At 43.2% G+C, this 16,467-nt stretch carries 15 protein-coding genes; 10 read left to right on the top strand and 5 right to left on the bottom strand.

All coding sequences use genetic code 11. The annotated features are described in order from the left end of the window. Nucleotides 1-16: 16 nt before the first annotated feature. Entirely contained in the window at nucleotides 17-1,726 is a 1,710-nt protein-coding gene (locus tag F0249_RS00410) for a phospho-sugar mutase (protein WP_171755496.1), read from the bottom strand. A 294-nt stretch (nucleotides 1,727-2,020) separates the two neighbouring features. Here F0249_RS00410 and coxB point away from each other — a divergent pair, with 294 nt between their 5' ends. Genes coxB through F0249_RS00390 form a run of 4 tightly spaced genes read left to right on the top strand, consistent with a single transcriptional unit; the run spans nucleotide 2,021 to nucleotide 6,407 of the window. Next, the gene (gene coxB, locus F0249_RS00405) at nucleotides 2,021-3,166 is read left to right on the top strand and encodes a cytochrome c oxidase subunit II (protein ID WP_113798754.1); all 1,146 of its coding nucleotides are present in this window, start codon (nucleotides 2,021-2,023) and stop codon (nucleotides 3,164-3,166) included. Continuing rightward, nucleotides 3,163-4,809 carry a cytochrome c oxidase subunit I gene (ctaD, locus tag F0249_RS00400; RefSeq protein ID WP_171755495.1) on the top strand — a complete coding sequence of 549 codons (1,647 nt, stop codon included), beginning with the start codon at nucleotides 3,163-3,165 and terminating at the stop codon, nucleotides 4,807-4,809. Before coxB ends, ctaD begins: the two co-directional genes overlap by 4 nt. 9 nt (nucleotides 4,810-4,818) lie before the next feature. After that, complete coding sequence (locus F0249_RS00395) at nucleotides 4,819-5,529, top strand: cytochrome c oxidase assembly protein (protein WP_171755494.1); 711 nt, start codon at nucleotides 4,819-4,821, stop codon at nucleotides 5,527-5,529. Then, nucleotides 5,526-6,407: a cytochrome c oxidase subunit 3 gene (locus F0249_RS00390; protein ID WP_017052953.1), complete on the top strand. Its 882-nt coding sequence runs from the start codon at nucleotides 5,526-5,528 to the stop codon at nucleotides 6,405-6,407. Before F0249_RS00395 ends, F0249_RS00390 begins: the two co-directional genes overlap by 4 nt. A 1-nt stretch (nucleotide 6,408) precedes the next feature. On the opposite strand, the gene F0249_RS00385 is transcribed toward F0249_RS00390, so the two are convergent. Next, nucleotides 6,409-6,642 (bottom strand): DUF2909 domain-containing protein, encoded by a 234-nt coding sequence (locus F0249_RS00385; protein WP_113798374.1) that lies wholly within the window; start codon nucleotides 6,640-6,642, stop codon nucleotides 6,409-6,411. On the opposite strand from F0249_RS00385, the gene F0249_RS00380 reads away from it, so the two are divergent. From F0249_RS00380 to F0249_RS00360, 5 genes are all read left to right on the top strand, one after another. Continuing rightward, nucleotides 6,587-7,522, top strand: a complete 936-nt coding sequence (locus F0249_RS00380) for an SURF1 family protein (RefSeq protein WP_113798371.1) — start codon at nucleotides 6,587-6,589, stop codon at nucleotides 7,520-7,522. The genes F0249_RS00385 and F0249_RS00380 overlap by 56 nt on opposite strands. After that, nucleotides 7,519-8,067, top strand: coding sequence for a hypothetical protein (locus F0249_RS00375; protein ID WP_171755492.1), 549 nt, complete (start codon nucleotides 7,519-7,521; stop codon nucleotides 8,065-8,067). The genes F0249_RS00380 and F0249_RS00375 overlap by 4 nt, the downstream gene beginning before the upstream one ends. 59 nt (nucleotides 8,068-8,126) lie before the next feature. Next, a complete protein-coding gene (locus tag F0249_RS00370) occupies nucleotides 8,127-9,146 on the top strand; it encodes a heme A synthase (RefSeq protein WP_171755491.1) in 1,020 nt (339 codons plus the stop codon). After that, entirely contained in the window at nucleotides 9,139-10,041 is a 903-nt protein-coding gene (gene cyoE, locus F0249_RS00365; RefSeq protein ID WP_017052949.1) for a heme o synthase, read from the top strand. The genes F0249_RS00370 and cyoE overlap by 8 nt, the downstream gene beginning before the upstream one ends. Before the next feature lie 113 nt (nucleotides 10,042-10,154). Further along, nucleotides 10,155-10,958, top strand: a complete 804-nt coding sequence (locus tag F0249_RS00360; RefSeq protein WP_253825256.1) for an ABC transporter substrate-binding protein — start codon at nucleotides 10,155-10,157, stop codon at nucleotides 10,956-10,958. Nucleotides 10,959-11,208: 250 nt separating this feature from the next. Here F0249_RS00360 and F0249_RS00355 read toward each other — a convergent pair whose 3' ends face one another. Further along, complete coding sequence (locus F0249_RS00355) at nucleotides 11,209-12,225, bottom strand: OmpA family protein (RefSeq protein WP_171755490.1); 1,017 nt, start codon at nucleotides 12,223-12,225, stop codon at nucleotides 11,209-11,211. 451 nt (nucleotides 12,226-12,676) lie between these two features. Here F0249_RS00355 and aroG point away from each other — a divergent pair, with 451 nt between their 5' ends. Beyond that, entirely contained in the window at nucleotides 12,677-13,729 is a 1,053-nt protein-coding gene (gene aroG, locus F0249_RS00350) for a 3-deoxy-7-phosphoheptulonate synthase AroG (protein ID WP_171755489.1), read from the top strand. A 62-nt stretch (nucleotides 13,730-13,791) separates the two neighbouring features. Here aroG and F0249_RS00345 read toward each other — a convergent pair whose 3' ends face one another. Together F0249_RS00345 and msrB are read right to left on the bottom strand one after the other, a co-directional pair. Further along, the gene (locus F0249_RS00345) at nucleotides 13,792-14,895 is read right to left on the bottom strand and encodes a mechanosensitive ion channel family protein (protein WP_171755488.1); all 1,104 of its coding nucleotides are present in this window, start codon (nucleotides 14,893-14,895) and stop codon (nucleotides 13,792-13,794) included. Between the two features lie 263 nt (nucleotides 14,896-15,158). Beyond that, a complete protein-coding gene (gene msrB, locus F0249_RS00340) occupies nucleotides 15,159-16,301 on the bottom strand; it encodes a peptide-methionine (R)-S-oxide reductase MsrB (RefSeq protein ID WP_171755487.1) in 1,143 nt (380 codons plus the stop codon). Between the last annotated feature and the right edge of the window lie 166 nt (nucleotides 16,302-16,467).

Here is a 16,467-nt window from a genome sequence, read left to right as displayed (position 1 = left end):
GCTTTTTTGTACCTATTTAAATGCTAAGGCTTGATTGGTGTAGGGCGATCAACTGCGCCATTGCATTATTGGCTTTCTCTTGTACAAACTGATAGTCATCGCCTTCTTTAAACTGCTCGATGACTTCGTAATAGCACTTCAATTTTGGCTCTGTTCCTGATGGGCGCACAATGATCCGCGCGTCATTGTCTAAGTGGTAAATGAGTACATCACTCGCGGGTAGGTTGATCTCTTCTGTCTTTCCATCTGCTGTAAATCTCAATGATGCTTTAAGATCTTCAGTGATCAGTACTTTAAAGCCCGCGATCTCTTTTGGTGGAGTCTCGCGTAATTTATCTCCCATTGATGGAGAGTTTGGCGCAAGAGCAATGCTGCGCTGAGCATTCACATAGACACCATGTTGACGATAGATACTTTCAAGTTGATCCCATATCGTTTTCCCTTGGCTGTATAGCTCAGCTGCAAGTTGCGCGAAAGCGACCAAGGCAGAAAGACCATCTTTGTCCCATACCTTGCTGCCAACTGTGTAGCCTAGCGCCTCCTCATAAGCAAAAAGGAACTGTTTCTCTTCACTCTGTCTTTGCATGGCGACATTCGTGAGCCATTTGAAACCCGTTAGAGTTTGGAAATATTCAGCGCCTTTGTCCTGAGCTATTTTTTGCAGCAGTCTTGACGATACAATGGTATTCCCTACCAGTTGCTTGGTGGCGTCAGTATGGCGGAGCAGATACTCACCAAATAGAATCCCAACCTGATCGCCTGTTAACATTTTATAATCTCCCTCAGGCGTTCGAACCGCGAGGGCAAAACGATCGGCGTCAGGATCATTCGCACAGGCGAGTTCAGCACCCACTGAATCCGCTAGGGCAATTACCATGTCCATGGCTCCTGCTTCTTCAGGGTTAGGGAAGTTCACGGTTGGGAATGTGCCATCGGGTTCCCGTTGTTCTGACACGCTGAGGACCTTTTTAAACCCGGCATCATGCAGCAGAGTTTCCGCCATTTCAGCGCCTACGCCATGCATTGCCGTATACGCAACAGAAATCGAGAGCGGGTCAGTATGATTAGAGAGCAGCTCGTTAGAATTCATGGTTTCGCGATAGCTTTGGTAGTAATCATCCTCTAGCCAAACGAGTAAGCCTTTTGCATGGGCGTCACTTAGTGACATTTGCGGAATAGGTTTTGTCGCAGCAATGTCGATCTCTGCGGCGATCCCTGAATCATGAGGAGGAATGATTTGAGCCCCGTTTTCCCAGTAAACTTTAAACCCGTTGTATTCAGGAGGATTGTGGCTTGCTGTAACGACCACAGCCGCGGCGGCATTAAAGTGTTCAATGCCATAAGCGACAATCGGTGTTGCGGCCACTTTACTGGTTAGGTAGACCTTAATTCCGAGAGAGGTTAATACGCTGGCGGTATCGTGAGCAAACTGCTTGGAATCGGTTCGCCCATCATAGCCAATGACAACCCCGCGCTTGCAAGTGTCATTGGTGTGATCAATAAGATAATGGCCAAGACCTGTCGCCGTTTCTTGGATCACTAAGCGATTCATCCTGTTGGGGCCTGCCCCGACCATTCCCCTTAATCCAGCGGTTCCAAACTGAAGTCTAGAATGGAAGCGATTCTCTAGTTTGTCGTGTTCGTGCGTATCGATGAGGTATTGAAGTTCTTCGCGAGTTTTAGGATCTGGATCTCTTTCTAACCAGTGAGTGATTGCTTGCATCATAGTCTGAACCCTGTACTTGTTCTTAATCATCATTAATAAGCTTAATGTAAACGATATTCATTATCAATTAGTTGAGCGCAATCGCTAAACCTAGATTTGTTATCGATTCTCATTTACTGGATGAGTTTTATATTCTGTCCCTTGAACAATTATAGATCTCTAACTAGCCTTTATTAACATAAATATAACAAATTGATTTTTAGTCATGTTACTAGGAAACAGATTGCACGGATGATCGGCATCGACCAACTATGGCGAGAGATGACCCAGGAGGGGCCTTTGAAAGAACTATTGATGATAGCAAAGCGACTAGTCCTTATCTTTATTGGGTCTCACTCCGCGCTCGCATTTTCAGGTGATTCTTCATTGAATATGACGAAAGGGGTCACTGACATTAGTGGCAAAGTCTATGACTTACATATGCTGATTTTTTATATCTGTTGTGCGATCGCTTTGATTGTTTTTGGTGTGATGTTCTATTCAATATTTCATCACCGAAAGTCAAAAGGTGCGGTTGCTGCGCATTTTCATGAAAGCACTAAGGTCGAAATTCTCTGGACCGTTATTCCCATCATCATTCTTATCGCAATGGCGATCCCTGCAACCAAAACATTGATCGCGATGGAAGATACGTCGCAGTCAGATTTGACGATTAAGATCACGGGATCACAGTGGAAGTGGCATTACAGCTATTTTGGACAAGATGTCGAATTTTTTAGTTTGTTGGCGACCAGTTCAAAGCAGATTGAAGGCGTAGAGGAGAAAGGAGCGCACTACTTACTCGAAGTCGATAACCCACTTGTTGTGCCTATTAACCGTAAAATCCGATTTTTACTGACTTCTGATGATGTTATTCACTCATGGTGGGTCCCTGACTTTGCAGTCAAAAAGGATACGATCCCGGGCTTTATCAACGAAGCATGGACAAAAATAGATAAGCCAGGCGTGTACCGAGGCCAGTGTGCCGAACTGTGTGGACGAGCTCATGGGTTTATGCCGATTGTGGTGCATGCAATGGAAGAGGATAACTATGAAGCATGGTTGGCAGAGAAAAAAGAGGCATTAGTTAAGGCAAAACAGGCGGCCTTAAGTGCTTTAGACCAATCCCTTTCAATGGAGCAGTTAATGGCGACAGGCGAAGCGGTCTACTTGGCCCGATGTTCTGTCTGCCACCAAGTTTCGGGCGCGGGTATTCCTGGCGCTTTTCCAGCGATTAAAGGCAGCGCTGTTGCAACGGGAGATCGATCTGCCCATATCGATGTGATTGTGAACGGTCGAAGTGGTACCGCTATGCAGGCGTTTGTAAATCAGTTAACGGAAGAAGAGATCGCAGCCGTCGTGACTTACCAACGTAATGCATGGGGAAATGATACCGGTGATTTGGTTCAAGCTTCGGATGTGAATTCGTTTAAACAGCAGACAGCGAAGGGTGATTTATGAAAACGTCAATAGAGTCGAAACAGAAACAATCTGCCGCTGTTGATGATGAGTTGAACCATTCTGCGAGTGGAAACATAAGTGATGATCATTCCGAGCATCACGCTCCAAGTGGTATAGCGCGATGGGTTTTCTCTACTAATCATAAAGACATCGGCACTCTCTATTTATGGTTCAGCTTCATTATGTTTTTGACAGGTGGAGCCATGGCGATGGTGATCCGAGCGGAGCTATTCCAACCGGGTTTGCAGCTGATTGAGCCGGATTTTTTCAATCAAATGACTACAGTTCACGGGCTTATCATGGTGTTCGGTGCCGTAATGCCAGCCTTTACTGGGTTAGCGAACTGGATGATTCCGATGATGATTGGTGCGCCTGATATGGCGCTACCAAGGATGAATAATTTGAGTTTTTGGATCTTACCTTTTGCCTTTTTGATCTTGATTGCTTCCCTATTTACAGAAGGTGGTGGACCTAATTTCGGTTGGACATTTTATGCGCCACTATCGACAACTTACGGCCCTGACAGTACCGCTTTATTTGTATTTTCCGTTCATATCATGGGAATAAGCTCAATCATGGGGGCAATTAATGTCATCGTCACCATATTCAATATGCGAGCGCCGGGGATGACACTGATGAAAATGCCAATGTTCGTTTGGACTTGGCTGATTACTGCGTTTCTTTTGATTGCGGTGATGCCTGTTTTAGCCGGGGCGGTCACCATGGTTCTCACCGATAAATATTTTGGAACCAGCTTCTTTGATGCTGCTGGTGGTGGGGATCCGGTGATGTTTCAGCATATATTCTGGTTCTTTGGTCACCCCGAAGTTTACATCATGATTTTGCCATCTTTTGGGATTATTTCAGCGATAGTACCAGCCTTTAGCGGTAAGCGTTTGTTTGGGTATCACTCGATGGTGTATGCCACTTGCAGTATTGCACTGCTCTCTTTCTTAGTTTGGGCACACCACATGTTTACCACTGGAATGCCCGTTTTTGCCGAACTCTTTTTTATGTATTGCACCATGTTAATTGCGGTGCCCACCGGAGTGAAAGTGTTCAATTGGGTGGCGACAATGTGGCGAGGTGCTCTGACGTTTGAAACTCCGATGTTGTTTGCTATTGCGTTTATTGTGCTCTTTACCATTGGTGGATTTTCAGGACTGATGCTGGCCATTGTGCCTGCGGATTTCCAATATCATGACACCTATTTTGTGGTGGCTCATTTCCATTATGTGCTGGTGACGGGGGCGGTATTCTCCATTATGGCGGCAGCTTATTATTGGCTACCGAAGTGGACAGGAAATATGTATGACCAAAGATTAAGTTTGTGGCATTTCTGGTGTTCGGTCATTTCGGTTAACGTTCTATTTTTCCCAATGCATTTCCTTGGTTTAGCTGGCATGCCAAGACGGATCCCTGACTATGCGATTCAATTTGCCGATATTAATCAGGTCGTCTCAATCGGTGGTTTTGTATTTGGTTTATCACAATTGATTTTCTTGTGGTTGGTGATCAAATGCACTCGGGGCGGTGAAAAAGCGAGCGCAAAACCTTGGGATAGGGCTGAAGGGTTAGAGTGGACGGTGCCAAGTCCCGCGCCTCATCATACCTTTACCACACCTCCGAAAATTGATGATTAAGGTGATGTGATGGAGAAGAAGAGTGACATTTCAAACCTTAAGCAGTCTAACCGAAAGTTGGTTGTGATTCTGTGTGCAAGCGTGATTGGAATGTTTGGCTTTGGTTTCGCACTTGTCCCTTTGTACGACGTGATGTGTGACGTTTTAGGTATCAACGGAAAGACCAATACCGTTTCAGCTATTCAACCTCAAGGGATGCAACCTGACGTTTCTCGAACCATACGAGTCGAACTGATGGCGCATATCTCACCAGACATGCCATGGACGTTTGTTCCGCAAAGTCGAGTGATTGATGTTCACCCGGGGCAAGTCATTCAAACTGCATATTTGGCATCAAATCAATCACATTCTCCTTTAGTTGGACAGGCTGTACCGTCGGTATCTCCGGGCCTTGGGGCCAGTTATTTTAATAAAATAGAGTGTTTTTGCTTTAATCAACAACCGTTAGAAGCGAATGCGCAAGCTGAGATGCCATTGATATTTTACATTGAACCGGATATTCCCGATTCAATCCACACATTGACCTTGTCATACACCCTTTTCAACATCACCACGAAAGAAAGTTCAGATTTAGAAAGTAGCAATGACGATGTAAATGTCGATGCAATTAAAGAGCGCACAGATACGCGTAACGCCAGCGAGTTGGCAAAGCTTTCATTACCAGCCCAAATAGAGCTGAGTAATATCGGCAGCCTCGCTGCTCAAGGAGTCTCACCATGAGTTCAAAACATCAAACTTATTACGTTCCTGCCCAGAGTCACTGGCCGATTGTTGGTGCGATTGCTCTGTTCTTGGTCGCTGTCGGGGCTGGTCTAACGGTGCAAAGCCTTGATACTGATTCAAGTGGTATTGGCGGAAAAATAGTGCTGTTCATTGGCTTTGGGGTGTTGCTCTATATGCTCGCTGGGTGGTTCAGTAATGTCATTTCCGAATCATTATCAGGTCTCTATTCTGAGCAAATATCTCGCTCATTTCGGCAGGGGATGAGTTGGTTTATTTTTTCTGAAGTCATGTTCTTTGGTGCATTCTTTGGCGCTCTTTTTTACGCTCGGATGCTATCCATACCTTGGCTCGGTGGCGCTGATAATAACGCGATGACTCATGAAGTATTGTGGCCTTCATTTGAAGCTATTTGGCCTTTGACTCAAACGCCAAGTGGTGAACAAACGGAGGCGATGTCTTGGCAAGGGATTCCACTTAAAAACACCATATTGCTATTACTCTCTTCGGTTACCTTGCACTTGGCGCATATCAGTTTAGAGAAGAATAAGCGTATGGCTCTGATTGTATGGTTAGAGCTGACGATCGTGCTAGCTGCTTTTTTCCTCTATTTTCAAGTGGTTGAATACGTACATGCTTACCAAGAGATGGGCTTAACGCTTCAGTCTGGAATTTATGGTAATACCTTTTTTATGCTCACGGGTTTTCATGGTCTCCATGTTTTTCTGGGAACGACTTTCTTGATCGTATTGCTGGCGAGGGTCGCCTTTGATCACTTTACCCCTCACGATCATTTCGCCTTTCAAGCCGGAAGTTGGTACTGGCACTTTGTTGATGTGGTTTGGTTAGGTTTGTTTGTTTTTGTTTATGTCTTGTAACCTAATAAGGGCGGGGGTTGGGCTCGATCCACCCGGACAGCAATGCAATTAAAAGGAGCACGACCACCAAGGCGGAAAAGAAAACTCGACGGCCTAAAAAATGGCTAACTGGTTTCTTTTGAGAGCTCGATTCAAGTGGTGTTTTTGAAATATGAAGTAGGGCACGCATAAGATTAAATATGATGAAGAATAACAGTAGCACTAAAGCAATTTTAAACAGCAGTGGGAGCAACATAGCTTCTCCTAATAAACGTCTAGCTGAATCTTATTATTTTTGGTTGGCACTGCTAATAACTGTGGTCGTATTTACTGTATTGGTCAAATTGGGTTTATGGCAGCAATCTCGTGGGGAAGAAAAACAACAGCTTGAAAGAGCAATTGCTGATCGCGCTAACCGAGATTACGTGCCTTTGGAATCTATTCTCGTTTCGGATGATGGCACCACTTTTTTAGCTACAAGACGAGATTTAGGTACAAGAAATGAGTTAAGTACAGCAAATGAATTAGCTGCAAGAAACGATTTAGACATACATAAGCGTTCAGATGCGAAAAATATAGTTGGTACAAAAGTGGTGGTAACGGTGATCCCCAATAGTGATCAAGTTTTCCTACTTGATAATCAAACGTATCAAAACAGAGTGGGGTACTTGGGGTATCAACTTGCTCAGATCCAATCAAAGGATGCCTCGTTAAATGGAAAGTGGATTGCTATTGAATTAGGTTTTATCGCCGGCACATCATCGCGAGATAAACTTCCTTCGGTTCGGGTGTTGCCAGATACGATAAAAACGCTTGAGGGGAGGCTGTATTCCCCATCAATCAATCCATTAAGTGATCAGCTTTATCTTGAAGATACATTTCCTTATCGCATTCAAAATTGGAGTTTTTCACAATTGAGTGCATATACTGAATTAGACCTAATTAAATTGATTATCCAACCAATTCAACCGTTAGATGCGAAATCGTGGGCTTATCCTCAACCATGGAAACCGCTCCCCATGACATCGCAGAAACATTTTGGTTATGCGGTTCAGTGGTTTGTTATGGCGGCTGTGTTTTTAAGTTTATGTATTTGGTTATGGATAAAAATGCTTAATCCAAGGAGGGGTAAATGAGTACGAAGCTAAGAGGTCGATTAATGCTGATTGGGTTAGTGTTTGTATTTACCTTACCCGCCATAATGGCAAAAACGGTGCTGGATAATCATTGGTATCAGTCAGGAGTGACAAATCAAGGGGTGTTGATTGAGCCTGCTACCTCTTTGGTTTCTCTGGGAATCGATAATCCGTTTGAGTCCCAAGCTTGGCATTTGGGATATGTCGTGCCTGCACGTTGTGATCTATTTTGCCAACGTCAAATCCATCTTCTGACTCAAAGCCATACCGCTCTTGGAAAGTATAAAGAGCGAGTAGTTCCTGTGTTTTATGTGCGCTCTGATGAGGACTTCGATCGAGTTTCTGCACTATCGGATTTCCAAGTGGTTAAAGTGGGACAAGCACTAGACGCTACAGCGAAAGCCTTTGATTATATGATTGTTGATCCACTTGGTCAGTTGGTGATGCGATACCCGAAAGCGGAGTCTGAAGAGGCGCTTGCTTCTCAAAGTAAAGGACTGCTTGCGGATTTAAGGAAACTATTGAAGCTTTCTCGAGTTGGGTAGTGACAACCTAAAGTTGAGACGTAGCAAGATTCAATGGTGAGTGTTCAAGGAGTAAGAACATGAAGTTGATTGTGTTAGTGAAATTTAGCCTGATACTGACTGCGGTTGTGATCATGTTGGGGGCATATACGCGGTTATCGGATGCCGGATTAGGTTGCCCTGATTGGCCCGGTTGTTATGGACAAATAGGTGCACCATCAAGTGAATCTCAGCTGCTTGATGCTAAAAATTTGTACCCTAATGAAGTTGTCGACTCTCACAAAGCTTGGCTTGAAATGATCCATCGCTATTTCGCTGGCACATTAGGGCTGGTTATTTTTGCCATCGCATTTCTATCTATTCGTAGCAAAGAGATTCCACCTAGTTTGCCAATGATGCTGTGTGGTGTTGTCATATTTCAGGCGCTGCTGGGAATGTGGACGGTGACGATGAAACTCATGCCAATTGTGGTGATGGGGCATCTGTTAGGGGGCTTCGCTCTTTTCAGTCTTCTTACTCTTCTTTATTGTCGACTGCGAAAAAGAGAGCGCTTGATCGATCACTATAATGTGAATCCAGCACTGCGCCCAATCGCAATCGTCGCGCTTATTGTGGTTATTCTTCAAATCATGCTTGGAGGCTGGACCTCATCTAATTACGCCGCTCTTATGTGTACCTCTCTGCCTATTTGTGAAGGAAATTGGCCAGAATTATTGAATTTTGAGCGCGCATTCCAGCTCTATCAACCTGGTTTTGAAAGCTACGAATATGGTGTTCTCGACTATTCAGCAAGGATGACGATTCATGTTACTCACCGTATCGGCGCGATGATCACTGCACTCGTTGTGTTTACTTTGGCTTTTAAACTGGCCAGTCAGTCTGATTCTGTTTTGAACTTAGCAGGCCGCCGGCTCGGTTTGGTTTTGGCATTACAACTCGCATTAGGGATAAGTAATGTCGTGCTTCATTTACCTTTACCCATTGCTGTCGCACATAACATCGTGGCTGCATTGTTATTAGTCGGTGTCGTAAGTATCAACTATTTGCTTTGGAAGCCGCATTCGGTGGTGGATTTGTCAGGGAGTATTTCAAATGAATAAATCAGTGATGTTAGCCACAGGTAATATGGCCGAAAAATCGAATTGGAAGCTCTACTTGACCCTAACCAAACCGAAAGTCGTCGCTCTTATGTTGTTAACTGCACTGGTGGGGATGTGCCTTGCTGTTCCGGGGAGTTTGCCGCTTAAAGAGACGATTCTAGGGTTGTTAGGGATCGGGCTAATGGCGGGCTCTGCGGCGGCTTTTAATCACCTGATTGATCGCCGTATTGATGCCATTATGGCGCGGACACATAAGCGCCCATTACCATCAGGGGAGCTCGGAGTCGGGAAGGTGTTCTTTTTTGCATTGGGAATTGGCTGCCTTGGCTTTGCGATCCTATTTGCTGGCGTGAATGTACTGACGGCTTGGCTCACCTTTGCAAGTTTGCTTGGATATGCAGTGGTGTACACCATGTATCTAAAGCGAGCCACACCACAAAATATTGTTATTGCGGGGATCGCCGGAGCAATGCCTCCCTTGCTAGGTTGGACTGCGGTTACGAATGAACTGCACTCTCACGCTTGGTTGTTGGTCATGATTATATTCATTTGGACACCTCCGCACTTTTGGGCGTTGGCGATTCACAGAAAAGAGGATTACGCCAAAGCTGATATACCTATGCTTCCTGTGACTCATGGGGTTGAATACACCAAAACATCAATATTGTTGTATACCATTTTGCTGGCGCTAGTATGTGTTCTTCCTGTGCTTGTTGGGATGAGTGGCTTGATTTACTTTGCGAGTTCGTCTCTCTTGAGTGGCGCATTTATCTACCATGCATGGCAGTTGAAATTTAGAGCGAATGATAAGTCTGCCATCGACACATTCAAATTTTCTATTTACCACTTGATGCTGTTGTTTGTCGCCTTGCTTCTAGACCACTATTTGTCGTAATGATGTCGATTTGCGACATGGAACATCTTGGATAGGAATAAACTGGTGTTTGAGCCTGAGTGTTTGAAATAGGGAGCTATAGTTAAAAGGGTACTAACAATAAGAGTACATAAATGCGTAGATTTCTGGCTGTTTTGTCTGTTGTTTTCCTTTTAACTTTTTCACAGCGTAGCTATGCTCACTTAATTGAAGTGACAATATACGCTGATAATGCTTACCCTCCATATAGCTATGTTGAAGAAGGAATGGCAAGGGGGGTGTATGTTGATGTTCTAAATATTGTATTTAAACGAATGGAACATTATCACGTGACCATTAAACCAGTCCCGTTTAAGCGTGGTTTGCGTCTGATTGAAGCTGGACGTGGTTTTGCTATATTCCCTCCATATTATTATGCCAATCGCCGACCTTATATTTCTCCTTACTCTATGCCTATTTTGGACGAAGATGTGGTGGTGTACTGCCATTCTGATGTCATAAAAGATCGCTCACGTCCAAATTGGCCTGATGATTTTTATGGTTTAACTATTGGTATAAATGAAGCCTTTTCGATTGGTGGTGCGGCATTTTGGCAAGCAAAAGAGAGAGGCAAACTGCGAGTTGAAACCGCGAGCAATAATCGCGAAAATATACTTAAGTTACGTGCGAAAAGAATAGATTGTTACATTAATGACAGATTGTCTATTCAGTGGGAATTCGCAAAACTCAGAGAGGAGGGAGTAAAAATATCAAAAGACGCTTTTACTCTGGCGGTAGAGGTGAGCTCTGAGCGTGGGTATATCGGATATACGAATCAGCAACTTGAATCGTATCCATTTAAAGATGATTTTGTTGCAGAGTTTGATCGTGTACTTATGGATATGCAGAACCGTGGGGAGGTTGACTCAATCCTTGGTAGTTATACCCCGAAGCTTTGATTATCCAAAGCGATGATTTTCCAAAACGATGATGCTCTAAACTTATAGTTTTCTGGATTTATGGTTCTTATAAAACAATGGTTCTTATAAAGCGATGACTTTCTAAACAGCGACGGCTCTATAACTTCGCCGAATTTATTTACTGCCAATACAAAGAGCATGCCAGTTAGCATGCTCTTTCTTATATTTCTGATTTACTCTTAATGAACCTCGATATAGGCGATTATTCGACGGCCTTTAAGTCGAAATATTACTTAGTTTCCGTATGCTCAAAGCTTGGGATTGTCACTTCAACACGACGGTTTTCACTACGTCCTTCAGCCGTTGCATTTGAAGCAATAGGATTATTTTCGCCTTTACCGCTCGCGGTTACTTGTTGAGGGTCAACACCTTCAGAAATTAAGTAGTCAGCAACAGATTCAGCACGTTTTTCTGACAGTTTCTGGTTGTAAGAGGCTGCACCTGAAGAGTCAGTATATCCTACGATCTCCGCTTTCGCTTGCGGGTAGGTGAGAAGCAAATTCAGAAGAGGTTTAAATGAATCTGCGGCTGCTGGAGTGAGCGTCGAGCTATTGTTAGAAAATAATTCAGCGTTAAAGCTCTCGCTGATCATCTGAGTGGTCGTAACGGGCTGCGGTGCGGGTTCCATCTCTTTCACTGGCTCAGGTTCAACAGCTTTAGGCTCTGCAACTACTGGTTCTTGATATACTGCTGGAGCAGATTGACCAAATCGATAGGTAAGACCGAGACTTAAGAAATTTGCATCCAGATCTTTCACATAATAGTCGGTCATATTTTGGAAGCGTTGATATTCAATGCGAACAGCAAAGTTATCCGTGTAGCTATATTCAGCTCCCACACCTCCGGTTAAAACGGTGTCATTATCGTCACCAAAATCCATGTAAGCGCCACCGATTTTGGCGAACAGATCAAACTTTTCATTGAGTGGTAATGAGAACTTAGGAGCAAGTGAAAGTGCCGTAAGTTTTTGTTCGGAGAAGTAATTAGCTCCTCCTTTGTTGATGTTGGTTTTGAATTCACCTAAATAGTCATAACCAAGCTCTAGAGCAACATAATCAGAGAAATCGTATCCGAGGTACAAACCAACACCGTAAGTATCGTCATCACAAGGAGAGCTTTGGTCACAGCCATCATCGATCCAAGTGGTACCAACTTTAGAGCCAACGTAGGTTTGCTGAGCGATTGCGTTCGAAGCCATGCCACCAGATAGTAGTGCGGCCGAAACAAGTAAAGCGAGCTTTTTCATAGTCATTCCTTTTTATTTAATATCTTTAGTAGGTCATGAAGCTAATGATGGGCTGATAGCATTAACTCCATTCTATGAGTTCAAGCACCACTGCTGAGACTCATGTTACTTGCCATGTGTATCTTTCCTTAAGTAATTATCATTGATGAAATTGGTCCCAGACAGATTTTTTACAACTGATTAAAGAATAGTCTTACAATTGAGAAACATAAAGTGAGTTTTGAGAGTTTATTCACGTCTAGAAAGTATAGGACAGCATTGTTGTAAATTTTTTATTACACCAGCTGTAAAGTGTAAATGTGCAAATTAATTGCCTTTTATCTTAAATAGTGATTGAAGTTCTACTTTTTAGTCGATAAGTTACAAGGAAGCAGAAATTAGTGTGCTGTATAAATAGTAATCAGCAACGGATAAGCACAGCACAGGGATAAGAATAAGGAAGATGTAAGCAATGTATCAAACTGATGATGTAAGAATTAATAAAGTAAAAGAATTATTACCGCCAGTTGCGGTTTTAGAGAAGTTTCCAGCGACTGAAATTGCTTCTTCTACCACATTTCAAAGTCGTAAAGCGATCCACAATATTTTGGAAGATAAGGATGATCGCCTACTTGTTATTGTTGGGCCATGTTCAATTCATGATCCAGAAGCAGCCGTTGAATACGGCAAACGTTTAAAAGTTCTGCGTGATGAGCTTGGTGATCGTCTAGAAATTGTCATGCGAGTTTACTTTGAAAAACCACGTACTACGGTTGGTTGGAAAGGTCTTATTAATGACCCGTACCTGAACGATACTTACAAGTTGAATGACGGTTTGCGTATCGGTCGTAAGTTACTTCTTGATCTTACCGATATGGGAATGCCAACGGCGAGTGAATTTTTAGATATGATCACGCCTCAGTATGTTGCTGATTTAATTAGTTGGGGCGCAATTGGAGCGCGTACAACTGAATCTCAAGTTCACCGTGAGTTATCTTCAGGTCTTTCATGCCCAGTTGGTTTCAAAAATGGCACCGATGGCAATATCAAAATTGCAACGGATGCGATTCGCTCAGCAAGCGCGCCGCACCATTTCTTGTCTGTAACTAAGTATGGACATTCTGCGATTATTGAAACAAGTGGTAACCCTGACTGTCATATAATTTTGCGTGGTGGTAAAGAGCCAAACTACAGCGCTGAACATGTTGGTGCGATTAAAGAAGAGCTAGAAGCATCAGGCTTATCGAAAAAAATCATGATTGATTTCAGTCATGCGAATAGTTCTAAGCAATTTAAACGCCAAATGGTTGTTTCAGATGATATCAGTGCTCAACTTGCAGCGGGTGAACAATCTATTTTTGGTGTAATGATTGAATCTCATTTAGTCGAAGGTCGCCAAGATCTTGTTGATGGCAATGTTGCGACATACGGTCAATCTATCACTGATGCTTGTATCGGTTGGGAAGACACCGAAACCGTTCTGCGCCAATTAGCGGATGCTGTGACTGCAAGGCGTCAAGCGTAAAATAGGAAGACTTTCTGTTATAGGCGGCTAGAAAAATGCCCAGGATTAACTGGGCATTTTTTTTATAAGTCGGCTTCTACTCTCGGTAGGCGGCTATCTTGACAGGTACCTTCCATCTTAAGCGTTTGTGTTGGGAACGCGACATCACCGCCATGCTGGTGGATTATATTCAGAACTTTCAGTAACACATCTTGTTTGACTTGTTGGTAACGTACCCAGTTCACTGTTTTAGTAAATGTATAGATAATAAAGTCTAATGATGATGGGCCAAAGGCATTGAAATTGACAAACAATGTCTGCTTGGTATCAATATCAGGATGGCTCTCTAGCATGGTCTGAATATCAGTAATAATAACTTCAAGTTTACTGGCATCATCATATCGAATGCCGATAGTCTCTTTAATGCGTCGATTGAGCATCCGAGAAGGGTTTTCCACAACAATATTACTGAAGACAGAGTTTGGTACATAAAGCGGCCTTTTATCGAAGGTGCGGATAATGGTCATTCTCCAACCAATTCTCTCTACGGTGCCTTCAATCGTACGATCGGGGGAGCGGATCCAATCGCCAACTTTAAACGGGCGATCGAAATAAATCATCATTCCGCCGAAGAAGTTAGACAGTAAATCTTTGGCAGCCAAACCGACAATCAAGCCACCGACGCCACCAAAAGTAAGCAGGCCAGATAAACTTAAGCCAAAGGTTTGCATTACCGTCAGTAGACCAATGGTAATAAAGAATAGACGCGCTACTTTAGCAATGGCTTGAACCGTCGTTTCGTCACGCTTCTTTTGTGACAAAATATACTCTTCTACATTACTGATAAGACGCAGCGTGACCCATACAAAAACAACAATGAGCAAAATAAGCTTAAGATTGCTTAACCAATTGATCTTATTACCGAACTGCTGTGCAAGAATTAACCCTGTAGAAACGGTGGCTGGCCAGCACCAAATCAAAGTGCTGATGGGTGTCTTGAGAGCATGCAGTAAAAGGTCGTCCCAATGAAAGGCGGTTTTCTCTACAAGGGTTGCTAACCGACTGTACAAAATACGCCAAGTGATCCAGAGGAAAAAACTGGCGGCAGTGATGAGTAAAACACTGTTACTCCAATCTTGATGATAAGCGGAGAGCTGAGTCTGTATCTGTGCTAAAAGTTCATTCATTACGACGACTTAGGTCAATATAGTTAATTTTAATTAGCTGAATTATAGGTGCTTATGTCGTAAATGAACATCCATCATGCAGTAGGTTAGTGGGCTAAATGAGAGGTACACCTTATCGGAGTGCCTATTTCAGCATTAATGTCATCATATTCAGGACAAAAGTTGAAAGAAAAAAGCCACGACCAATAAGAGGAGGTGGCTTGTACTTGCTAGCAGAATGGATGGATCCTGTAGACTGCCTTGCTATTAATTAGTGCTATCTATTAGCTGTCAAACAAACTGACATATTCGGCATACCCTTCTTCAACTAGCTGCTCTTTTGGGATAAATCGCATTGCTGCAGAGTTCATACAGTAACGTAAGCCCGTTGGCGCTGGGCCATCTTTAAACACATGCCCTAAATGAGAGTCAGCAAAACGGCTGCGCACTTCTGTTCGGGTAGAAAACAGTTTATGGTCAGGTTTAGTGACAATGTAAGCTTCGTTAATCGGTTTAGTAAAACTCGGCCATCCTGTACCTGATTTGTATTTGTCTGTTGATGAGAATAGAGGTTCGCCTGTGACAATATCTACATAAATACCTTGAGCTTTGTTGTTCCAATACTCATTGCTGAATGAGCGTTCAGTTGCATCATTCTGTGTCACATCGTATTGAAGGTTCGTAAGTTTTTCTTTGATCTCTGCATCTGATGGCTTTGTATATGCCTTTACGCTTGAGGCGATATTTTTACTATCAATCAGCTGTCTGAGCGTTTTTGGGTTCTCTTTTCTATCATCACCGAATACACCATCTAGATATTGATCTCGGCCAGATGCGTAACGGTAGTAGTTATAACGAACTTTACTCTTCTTATAGTAATCTTGGTGGTACTCTTCTGCAGGCCAAAATTTTTCGAATTTAATCAGCTCAGTGGCGAGTGGTTTGTCGTATATCTTAGCTTCATCGATTTCGGCAATAAATCTTTTGGCGGTATTGAACTGCTGTTGGTTAGTATAGAAAATAGCTGGACGATAATGTGCCCCACGATCTACGAATGATCCCTTAGCATCCGTTGGGTCAATATGGCGGAAAAAATAATCCAATACTTGCTCATAACCGACTGATTTAGGGTCATATGTCACTTCGATGACTTCAATGTGACCTGACTTTCCTGACGATACTTGCTTATACGTTGGGTTTTCTAGAGAGCCTCCAGAGTAACCAGAAACAACATCAACCACGCCATCAAGTTTTTCTAAATCTGACTCAGTACACCAGAAACAACCACCCGCTAAAGTGATGACTTCAAATTGGCCATTTTTTGCGATTTTGTCCATGGTATCAGCAGAACCGGATTGGCTAATAAATAGTGAAAACAGCGGCAGTGCAACCGCTATAGAAACCAATATCTTAGATAACTTTTTCATAAACACCTCTTTATGTGGGATCAACATAGTTAATGAACGTGTTGTCGTGTGGATATGTTGTTTAATGTTGATATAAAGACAGGATTGCCCCAAAAAAAATTTCAAAAATAGAGATAATAATTTCCGAAGCACCTTAAGGAAAGTGACTTCGGGGCGGGGAGCTGAA

It is taken from the genome of Vibrio sp. 03-59-1, from assembly GCF_013114135.1.
Classification (GTDB): Bacteria; Pseudomonadota; Gammaproteobacteria; order Enterobacterales; family Vibrionaceae; genus Vibrio; species Vibrio cortegadensis.
Note: the sequence above shows the minus strand (reverse complement) of the source record. Positions and strands in the feature narration are given on the sequence as shown.